At 40.5% G+C, this 9938-nt stretch carries 7 protein-coding genes; 5 read left to right on the forward strand and 2 right to left on the reverse strand.

Annotated elements, in window-relative coordinates; translation table 11 throughout:
- Positions 1-40: 40 nt before the first annotated feature.
- Together H561_RS0121765 and H561_RS0121770 are read right to left on the reverse strand one after the other, a co-directional pair.
- Positions 41-619, reverse strand: coding sequence for an RDD family protein (locus H561_RS0121765; protein ID WP_027388859.1), 579 nt, complete (start codon positions 617-619; stop codon positions 41-43).
- 10 nt (positions 620-629) lie between these two features.
- Complete coding sequence (locus H561_RS0121770; RefSeq protein ID WP_027388860.1) at positions 630-2753, reverse strand: Tex family protein; 2124 nt, start codon at positions 2751-2753, stop codon at positions 630-632.
- Between the two features lie 226 nt (positions 2754-2979).
- Here H561_RS0121770 and H561_RS0121775 point away from each other — a divergent pair, with 226 nt between their 5' ends.
- The 5 genes from H561_RS0121775 (at position 2980) to cas2 (ending at position 9892) form a co-directional block, all read left to right on the forward strand.
- Positions 2980-3657 carry a YceI family protein gene (locus H561_RS0121775; RefSeq protein WP_027388861.1) on the forward strand — a complete coding sequence of 226 codons (678 nt, stop codon included), beginning with the start codon at positions 2980-2982 and terminating at the stop codon, positions 3655-3657.
- Positions 3658-3922: 265 nt separating this feature from the next.
- Positions 3923-8239: a type II CRISPR RNA-guided endonuclease Cas9 gene (gene cas9, locus H561_RS23155; protein WP_051349496.1), complete on the forward strand. Its 4317-nt coding sequence runs from the start codon at positions 3923-3925 to the stop codon at positions 8237-8239.
- Positions 8211-8657: a PIN domain-containing protein gene (locus H561_RS0121785; protein ID WP_027388862.1), complete on the forward strand. Its 447-nt coding sequence runs from the start codon at positions 8211-8213 to the stop codon at positions 8655-8657. The genes cas9 and H561_RS0121785 overlap by 29 nt, the downstream gene beginning before the upstream one ends.
- Positions 8658-8663: 6 nt before the next feature.
- A complete protein-coding gene (cas1, locus tag H561_RS0121790) occupies positions 8664-9557 on the forward strand; it encodes a type II CRISPR-associated endonuclease Cas1 (RefSeq protein WP_027388863.1) in 894 nt (297 codons plus the stop codon).
- The gene (gene cas2 / locus H561_RS0121795) at positions 9554-9892 is read left to right on the forward strand and encodes a CRISPR-associated endonuclease Cas2 (protein ID WP_027388864.1); all 339 of its coding nucleotides are present in this window, start codon (positions 9554-9556) and stop codon (positions 9890-9892) included. Before cas1 ends, cas2 begins: the two co-directional genes overlap by 4 nt.
- Positions 9893-9938 lie beyond the last annotated feature (46 nt).

Raw genomic sequence — 9938 nt, forward strand, 5'->3', positions numbered from 1 at the left:
TGATTTGCGGTTGAATATTTCCCGCATATTATGAAGGTTTTCACGGATTTATTTCCGTAAATGCTTGTGTTATTGATTGATCAAGCATTTTTCTGAGCTTCCAAACCTGACTTTCTTTTACGGTATAAGTATGACACAGTTTATTATTCATAAACATACTTAAACGGGTCTCAATAACAGTTCGGGTTCCCATTGCTACATCTTTGATGGTTCGTTCTGAGAACTTAGGATAAAAATTTGCCAGACAAAGAAAATTTCTCTTTAAAGATTTAGAGATTTCCGGATAATTTCCATTATCATCAATTACTTTCATTTTAAAAAGTTTCTTACCTAAAGTCGTTCCCCAATGAGTTTCGGTGATACTTCCGACTATCATAACTAGAGGAATCGAACTCATAAAGGAATACATTACAGGCAGGTGAAAAATAAAATATAAAACCAAAAAGAATGGAGTCATATCAATAAACTTCGCAACTTTTCTTTTCTGGTCACTTCCATAAAAATCTACTTTGTAAGGTAAATCATATTCAAATTCATTATAAATACGCTTACCTTCAAAGTCAAAATTTCTTGTTGCCCTCCGAACTATTTTTCTTTCTTTCAGTTCTGAAATTTTCATGAGTTTTTTATTATAATATCATACTCAGCTGGATCCTCTTTCTCGCCTCGTCCACCTCCGTCACTTTTACCTGGACGTGCTGATGCAGCTTTACCACTTCATTGACGTCGGAGACAAAACCCTCTTTCAGCTGTGAGATATGGACCAGCCCGCTTTCCTTGATGCCCAGGTCTACAAAGCATCCGAAAGCCGTAATGTTATTGACGATTCCGGGAAGAACCATTCCGGTTTTCAGGTTTCTGATGCTTTTTACATTCGGGTCAAATTCAAAAATCTTAGCTGCCTTTCTGGGATCCAGTCCTGGTTTTTCAAGTTCTTTCAGAATATCCCTGATGCCCAGGATACCGATGGTTTCATTGATGTACTGTTCAGGATTGATCAGCGCGATTTTCTCTTTGCTGGCAATCAGCTCATCGGTTTTTATCCCTAAGTCTTTCGCCATTTTTTCGACAATTCCATACGCTTCGGGGTGAACCGCAGAATTGTCCAGAGGGTTTTTAGCATTGGTAATCCGGATAAAGGCTGCCGCCTGCTGGTAGGCTTTTTCCCCCAGCCTCGGTACTTTCTTTAATTGTTTCCGGTCTTCAAAAGCCCCGTTTTCCGCACGGTAATCCACGATGTTTTCGGCCATTTTTTCACCGATTCCGGAGACGTAGCTTAACAGGGATTTGCTTGCCGTATTTATATTGATGCCGACGGAGTTGACGCATTTCATCACCGTAGAATCCAGCTCCTTTTTCAGCTGCGTCTGATCAACATCGTGCTGGTATTGGCCGACGCCGATTGATTTGGCATCGATCTTCACCAGTTCTGCCAGCGGATCGGCCAGCCTTCTCCCGATGGACACCGCGCCGCGGACCGTCACATCATAATTCGGGAATTCATCCCTTGCAATTTTACTGGCAGAATACACGGAAGCGCCCGCTTCCGAAACCACGAAAACCTGTAACGGCTTGTCAAAAGCGATTCTTTTAATGAAAAATTCAGTTTCCCGGCTTGCCGTCCCGTTTCCGATGGAGATGGCCTGGATGTTATAGGCATTCACCATCGAACGGATCTTCTTCATCGCCATTCCGCTCTCGTTCTGCGGCGCGTGGGGATAGAGCGTTTCATTATGGAGTAAATCACCCTTTTCGTCGATACAGACGACTTTGCAGCCACTTTTATAACCGGGGTCAATCGCTAAAATCCTTTTCTCTCCTAAGGGCGGGGCCAAAAGGAGCTGGCTCAGGTTTTCAGAAAAGATCTCAATGGCTTTTTTATCTGCTTTTTCTTTGGCTTCCTGCAGGGTTTCATTTGAAATAGCCGGTTCAAGGAGCCTTTTATAGGCATCTTTAATGGCTAAAGAAATCTGCTCCGAACTTTCATTATCGGATTTAATAACGGCGTTCGCGATAAAATCAACAGCTTCTTCCTTATCAATGCCGATATGCGTCTTCACAAAGCCTTCCGATTCCGCTCTCAGCATGGCTAACAGCCGGTGGGAAGGGGTCCGGCTAAGGCTTTCTTCCCACTCAAAATACTGTGAGAATTTCTGCGCTCCCTCTTCGTCTTTTTTTGATTTAACGACCTTGGAAGTGATGACCGCTTTCCGCTGAAACAGGCGGCGGAGGTTCTTGCGGACGTACATATTTTCATTGATCCATTCGGCCATGATGTCCCTGGCACCCTGCAGGGCTTCCTCTTCCGATGAAACCTGGCCGTTGAGGTATTTTGAAGCAACGTGCTGCAGATCGCCGGCTTTCTGGCTCATAATGATTTTAGCCAGAGGTTCCAGCCCTTTTTCTTTGGCAGCATCCGCCCTGGTTTTCCTGCGTTTTCTGAACGGCAGGTACAGGTCTTCCAGTTCCTGGAGGTCAAAGCTTTCTTCCAGCCTTTGTTTTAATTCAGGGCTTAAGGCATTCTGCTCTTCAATTGATTTTAAAATACTTTCCTTCCGTCTGACAAGGTCTTCGAATTGTTTGCTGAGCTTTGAAACCTGCTCGATCTGTATTTCGTCCAGGTTTCCCGTTGCATCTTTGCGGTACCGCGAGATAAACGGAATGGTACAGTCTTCCGAAAGTAATTTCAAAGTGGCATTGATGCTTTTTTCAGGCACCGTAAGCGCCTGCCGGATATAAAGGGTTGCGTTCATTTTAAATTCAAAACGCTAAAATAATCAAATTTTAACAGGGCATGTATCCGGATGTACCATCTTTTTGTTATTTTAGCATTGGGTTCGGAAAACCGGGACCTCATTTCTTGATGTATGGTAACGGGCACAGGGGATGAAGTTTCCTATTTTTGGTACCGGCAGGAGCTGTTGTAAAAGATCCTCGTCAATCCCAATTTAAAATAAACTTTTTAAACAATTATATCATATGAAAAAATTAAGTATTATGGCATTAGTGGCTGTCGGCATGCTGGCAGCCTCTTGTAACAAGGAAAAATCTGCGGAAAACGCAAAAACGGCCCAGGAGCAGACGGTAGCAGAAAGCAAAGGCGAAAAGCTGATGGTGGACGCTGCCACTTCCGTGGTGAACTGGAAAGCCTTCCATAAAGGAGGAATGGCGCCGCGTTGGGGGACATTAAGCGTACAGTCGGGAGACCTGAGCATCGAAGGCGGACAGGTAACTGCCGGAAACTTCGTGATCGATATGAACTCCCTTAAGGTAGACCCTGCTTCCGTAACGGAAAAAGATAAAAAGCCTGCCGACCTTGAAGCGCACTTAAAGAACCCGGATTTCTTCGATACCAAGAAAAACCCGACTTCGGATTTCAAGATTACCAGCGTGACCGATCTTAAAGCTGCCCCGGCCGATGCAATAGCCGGAGCCAACAAGACTGTAAGCGGAAACCTTACCCTGTCAGGAAAAACCATGAATGTAACATTCCCTGCAAAAGTAGACGTTACCGAAGGGGCCGCCTCTGTACAGGCCAAGTTCACGGTCAACAGAGCCGACTGGGGCATCAAGTTCGGGACTTCCGAAGCAGACCCGGCAGAATGGATGATCAGCAAAGACATCGAAATCGCCGTGGATGTAAAAGCCAAGAAATAATATTATTGTTAGATAAATTCTCAATGAAGCCGCCCTATACGTAGGGTGGCTTTTTTTATGTATTTAACTTGCGGGTATAGACAAAAAATGCCCCGAAGATAGTCGAGGCGCTAAATGTTTTCACAACGGAATAATCCTTATTGTGAATTGCTTTCAAAATTATAATTCAAATATAGAATAATTTTTTATTCCCGCAACTGTGGTTTCCCGTAATTTTTGTAATAAAGAATTTTTATACATTTAAGAATTAATAAAAACTGAAATTATGAAAACGATATTAGGACTGGACCTGGGAACAAATTCTATCGGATGGGCTTTAGTTCAGCAGGATTTCAAAAATAAGCAAGGTAATATACTTGGGATGGGAAGCCGGATCATTCCAATGTCCCAGGATATCCTCGGAGATTTCGGTAAAGGGAATTCTGTTTCTCAAACGGCAGAACGGACAAGATACAGGAGTGTCAGAAGGTTGCGTGAACGGTTTTTACTGAGAAGAGAGCGGCTTCACCGTGTCCTGCATGTTCTGAATTTTCTTCCTGAGCATTATGACGCTCAGATCGATTTTGAAAAACGTTTCGGGAAATTCAAATCGGAAACAGAACCTAAGCTTGCGTGGGAAAATACCGATGGAAAATTTTCATTTCTGTTTCAGGCTTCCTTCAATGAAATGCTTGAAGATTTTAAGATAAGCGGAAAAGATTTAAAGGTTCCTTATGACTGGACCCTCTATTATCTCCGTAAAAAAGCACTTTCCCAAAAAATAGGAAAAGAGGAACTGGTCTGGATTCTCCTGAATTTTAATCAGAAAAGAGGATATTATCAACTGCGGGGTGAAGAAGAGGAGGAAAATCCAAATAAAAGGGTTGAATTCTATTCGTTAAAAATTGTGGATGTACTGGCCGACGAACCGCAAAAAGGAAAGACTGACCTCTGGTATTCCCTGGTTTTGGAAAACGGATGGATTTACAGGCGCTCAAGCAAGCTCCCTTTATTCGACTGGCAAGATAAAACAAGGGATTTCATTGTGACAACTGATCTGAATGATGACGGAAGCATTAAAACCGATAAAGACGGAAATGAAAAAAGAAGTTTCCGTGCTCCAAGTGAAAACGACTGGACTCTTGTTAAAAAGAAAACCGAACAGGAAATCGAAAAATCGCATAAAACCGTAGGAACCTATATTTACGAAACCTTACTTCAAAACCCGAAACAGAAAATCAAAGGAAAACTGGTCCGGACGGTTGAAAGGAAATTTTATAAAGAAGAATTGAGAAAGATCCTGGAAAAACAGAAGGAATTTCATCCAGAATTGCAGGACGAAGATACCTATAACGATTGTATCCGGGAACTGTACCGCAATAACGAAGTGCATCAACTGAGCCTGAGCAAAAAAGATTTCGTTCATCTTTTGATGGAAGATCTGATTTTTTATCAGCGACCCTTAAGAAGCCAGAAATCTTCAGTTTCAAACTGCACGCTGGAATTCAGAAAATACAAGGTTGAAAATGGTTTGGAACATATTCAGTATTTAAAGGCGATTCCGAAATCCAACCCTTACTATCAGGAATTCCGGATCTGGCAGTGGGTTTTTAATCTGAATATTTATGAAAAGGAAAATGAGGATAACGTCACAAAAGAATTTCTAAGCACAACCAAAGATTACGAAAATCTTTTTGAGTTTCTGAACAATCGAAAAGAAGTTGACCAAAAAGCTTTACTCAAACATTTTAAGATCACTGAGAAAACCCATCGATGGAATTTTGTAGAAGATAAAAAATACCCCTGCAACGAAACCAAAACAATGATTTCATCAAGATTGGACAAGGTTGAAGGGATCACTAATAATTTTCTGACAAGAGAAATTGAACAGAAGATCTGGCATATCATTTATTCTGTAAATGACAAAACCGAGTTTGAAAAAGCGTTAAAATCATTCGCCCGTAAAAATAATCTCGATGAACATTCATTTTCTGAGGCTTTCAGGAAATTCCCGCCGTTCAGAAGCGAGTATGGCTCTTTTTCTGAAAAAGCCGTTAAAAAACTCTTGCCCCTCATGCGTCTGGGAAAATTTTGGAATTATGCTGCTATTGATGGAAATTCAAAAGAAAGAATTCAGAAAATCATCATTGGAGAATATGACGAAAATATTAAAGATAAAGTAAGGGAAAAAACGCTTCATCTTAAGTCTGAAGATGATTTTCAGGGATTACAATTGTGGCTGGCCCAATACATTGTTTACGGAAGGCATTCGGAAGCATCAATAACCGGCAAATGGAATTCTGCGGATGATCTTGAAGGATTTTTAAAAGAGTTTAAGCAGCATTCACTTCGGAATCCGATTGTAGAACAAGTGATTACGGAAACCCTTCGTGTAGTAAAAGATATCTGGGTAAAATACGGAAACGGGGCGAAAGATTTCTTTAGTGAAATTCATGTTGAACTGGCGAGAGAGATGAAACTTCCCGCAGAAGAAAGAGAACGTCTTACCCGGCAGATTTCTGAAAATGAAAATACGAATCTCCGCATTAAGGCTTTACTGGCTGAAATGATGGATGATCATTCGGTGGAAAATGTCCGTCCTTATTCTCCGATGCAGCAGGAAATCCTGAAAATTTATGAAGACGGAATTTTAAAATCGGATATCGAAATTGAAGATGATATCCTGAAAATCAGCAAAACGGCACAGCCTTCTTCTTCAGATTTAAAACGATATAAACTGTGGCTGGAACAGAAATACAAATCCCCTTATACAGGACAGATTATCCCGTTAAATAAACTGTTTACACCAGAATATGAAATTGAGCATATCATTCCGCAAAGCCGGTATTTTGATGACAGTTTCAGCAATAAAGTTATTTGTGAATCAGCAGTCAATAAACTAAAAGACAATTACATCGGGCTTGGGTTTATCAAACAGTTCAGCGGGACGATTGTCGAATGCGGTTTCGGAAAAACAGTGAAAGTTTTTGAAACAGGTGAATACGAAGATTTCGTTAAAAAGCATTATGCCAATAACCGCAGTAAAAGGAATAAGCTTCTTATGGAAGAGATTCCGGAAAAGATGATAGAACGCCAGCTTAATGATACACGATACATCAGCAAGTATATTTCCGGCCTTCTGTCGAATATGGTCAGAGAGGAAGACGGTAAGGATGAGGGTGTCAATTCTAAAAACATTATTCCCGGCAACGGAAAAATCACTACCCAATTAAAACAGGATTGGGGATTGAATGATGTCTGGAATGATCTGGTTTTGCCGCGATTTGAAAGAATGAACCGGTTAACCGACTCTGAAGACTTTACCGCCTGGAACGAAAGACATCAGAAGTTTTTGCCCACCGTTCCTGTTGAATATTCAAAAGGGTTTTCAAAGAAGAGGATAGACCATCGCCATCATGCCATGGATGCTTTGGTCATTGCCTGTGCTACCAGAGATCATGTCAATCTACTTAACAATCAGTCGGCAAAATCGGATACCGGACGTTATGATTTGAAAAGGAAGCTGATGCAGTTTGAAAAAGCAGTTTACAACGATCCTCAAACCGGAAAGAGAATAGAAAGGGGAGTTCCGAAAAAATTTTTAAAGCCTTGGAATGGTTTTACTGTTGATGCCAGGAATAAGCTGGAAACGATTGTTGTAAGCTTTAAACAGAATCTCCGTGTGATCAATAAAGCAACCAATTATTATGAAAAGTATGTGGAGAAAGACGGTGTAAAAACCAAGATGGTCGTAAAGCAGACCGGAACGAACTGGGCAATACGTAAGCCCATGCATAAGGATACGGTTTCCGGTAAAGTGGATTTACCCTGGATAAAAGTTCCTAAAGGAAAAATAGTGACCGCAACGAGAAAAAGCCTGGATACTTCATTTGATTTAAAAACAATCAATTCGGTTACAGATACAGGGATTCAGAAAATTCTCAGAAATTATCTTGAGTTCAAAGGAAGTCCTGAATCTGCCTTTTCGCCTGAAGGAATCGAAGACATGAACAAAAACATACAGAAATACAATGATGGTAAGCCCCATCAGCCAATTGGCAAAGTAAGAGTCTTTGAACTGGGTAGCAAATTTCAGGTCGGCCAGACCGGGAATAAGAAAGATAAGTATGTAGAGGCTGCTAAAGGGACCAACCTGTTTTTCGCAGTTTACGAAAATAAGCATGGGATCAGAAGTTATGAAACTGTTCCATTAAATGAAGTTATTGAAAGACAAAAGCAAGGCTTATATTCTTGTCCGGAAACTAACCAAAAGGGTGAGAAATTATTATTTTATTTGTCACCAAACGATTTAGTCTATATACCTACAGGAGAACAGCAATATAATATAAATACAGTTGATTTTAAAAATTTAGATAAAAAAAACATTTATAATGTATATAAGATTGTAAGCTTTACTGGAAATAGGTTGTATGGAATTCCTTTTTCATTGTCAAATGTAATAGTTAATAAAATTGAATATACTCAACTCAATAAAATAGAATTTACAAGAGAGAAAGAAATACTTTTAAAATTTAATGTCGACCGTTTAGGTGATATAAAAACTTTTACTACAGATGATGTTAGAAAAATTTTTAATAGCTAAAAATCTTGATTTTACGGATGCAAAATATTCACTTGATACTAATATTTTAGTTTATGCTTACGAAGAGTCAAATTATGGTATTTCAGAAATTGCTATTAGTTTGATCACTTCAAAAGCTTCAATTTCTAATTATGTTTATCAGGAATTTTTATTTCAGTTAAAGGATAAAGGTATCGTAAAGAAGAATATTTCAAAAATCGGAATTGATTTATTAGCTATATTAAATTTAAATAAGATTGATAAAGATACGTATAGATATGCTCATTATCTAATGACTAAACATAATTTTCAACTAGGTGATTCAATTATTTTAGCGGATGCGATTTTGAATGATTGTAATATTTTATATTCTCAGGATAATATGGGACATCATGGTTTAGTTGATAAAAAATTAAAAATTATTAACCCTTTTAAATAGTTATTCATGATCACCCGTTCTATTTACATCGGCAATCCGGCCTATCTGAAAATCAAAGACGAGCAGATGAAAATCTTGTGTCCGGAAACCAGAACTGAAAAGGGAAGTGTTCCTGTAGAGGATTTAGGGCTGCTGATGCTCGACCATTTCCAGATTACCGTTTCCCACCAGCTGATCCAGAAAATGATGGGAAACAATGTGGTGGTCATCAGCTGTGATTCCCATCATTTACCCCACGGTATCATGCTGCCGCTGTATGGGCATACCGAACATTCGGACCGGGTAAAAGACCAGCTGGAAACCAGTGAGCCGTTAAAAAAGCAGCTTTGGAAGCAGACGATAGAGTGTAAGATTGAAAACCAGAAAAATGTACTGATGAAACTCGGGAATTATTATGAACCGATGATGGATTATCAGCAGAACGTTAAATCGGGAGACATCACCAATAGGGAAGGCATTGCGGCCCAGCACTACTGGAAATACCTGATCAGCCTGGATTTCCTCCGGGAACGTTTCGGGGATTCGCCCAACCAGTTCTTTAACTTTGGCTATTCCGTACTCAGGAGCATTGTGGCCAGGGCCATTGTGGAAACCGGACTGCTGCCTGTCCTGGGGATTTTTCACAAGAACAAATACAATCCGTACTGCCTGGCCGATGACCTGATGGAACCGTACCGGCCGTTTGTTGACCTGCTCGTGATGCAGTGGCTCACCATGCATCCGGAGACTGAAATGTTAAGCAAAGAATTCAAAGCGCATCTCCTGCAGATCGCCACGAAAGATGTGAGCATTGAAGGTAAAACAAGGCCTCTGATGGTGGCGGTAAAGACGACAGCCAGTTCACTGTATAAATGTTACACGGGAGAAAAGCGCCTGATTGCTTACCCTGAATTAATATGAATGCCGAAAGGTTTAATGCATACCGGATTATGTGGGTATTAGTATTGTATGATCTCCCGACGGAAACCAAAGCCAATATGCGGGATGCCAACCGTTTCCGCAAGGCACTGATTGATGACGGGTTTACCTTATTCCAGTTTTCGATGTATGTGCGTCATTGCCCGAGCCGTGAAAATGCTGAGGTTCATATTAAAAGAGTCAAGTTTATGCTGCCCAAAGCAGGGAAGGTAGCCATGATGTGCATTACGGATAAGCAGTTCGGGGATATTGAAATCTTCTTTGCCAGGAATAAAGAAGAACCGCCACCTACCTTCCAGCAGCTCGAATTATTCTGAATTTTACATCCTGAAAACAAAAATAATCTGCTGAATTTCAGCAGAT

Origin of the sequence: Chryseobacterium gregarium DSM 19109 (genome assembly GCF_000430845.1) — a bacterium.
Classification (GTDB): domain Bacteria; phylum Bacteroidota; class Bacteroidia; order Flavobacteriales; family Weeksellaceae; genus Chryseobacterium; species Chryseobacterium gregarium.

Coding starts and splice junctions, on each gene's coding strand:
- cas9 (WP_051349496.1), top strand. CDS start 3,923: ATGAAAACGATATTAGGACTGGACCTGGGAACAAATTCTATCGGATGG.
- cas2 (WP_027388864.1), top strand. CDS start 9,554: ATGAATGCCGAAAGGTTTAATGCATACCGGATTATGTGGGTATTAGTA.
- cas1 (WP_027388863.1), top strand. CDS start 8,664: ATGATCACCCGTTCTATTTACATCGGCAATCCGGCCTATCTGAAAATC.
- H561_RS0121775 (WP_027388861.1), top strand. CDS start 2,980: ATGAAAAAATTAAGTATTATGGCATTAGTGGCTGTCGGCATGCTGGCA.
- H561_RS0121785 (WP_027388862.1), top strand. CDS start 8,211: ATGATGTTAGAAAAATTTTTAATAGCTAAAAATCTTGATTTTACGGAT.
- H561_RS0121770 (WP_027388860.1), bottom strand. CDS start 2,753: ATGAACGCAACCCTTTATATCCGGCAGGCGCTTACGGTGCCTGAAAAA.
- H561_RS0121765 (WP_027388859.1), bottom strand. CDS start 619: ATGAAAATTTCAGAACTGAAAGAAAGAAAAATAGTTCGGAGGGCAACA.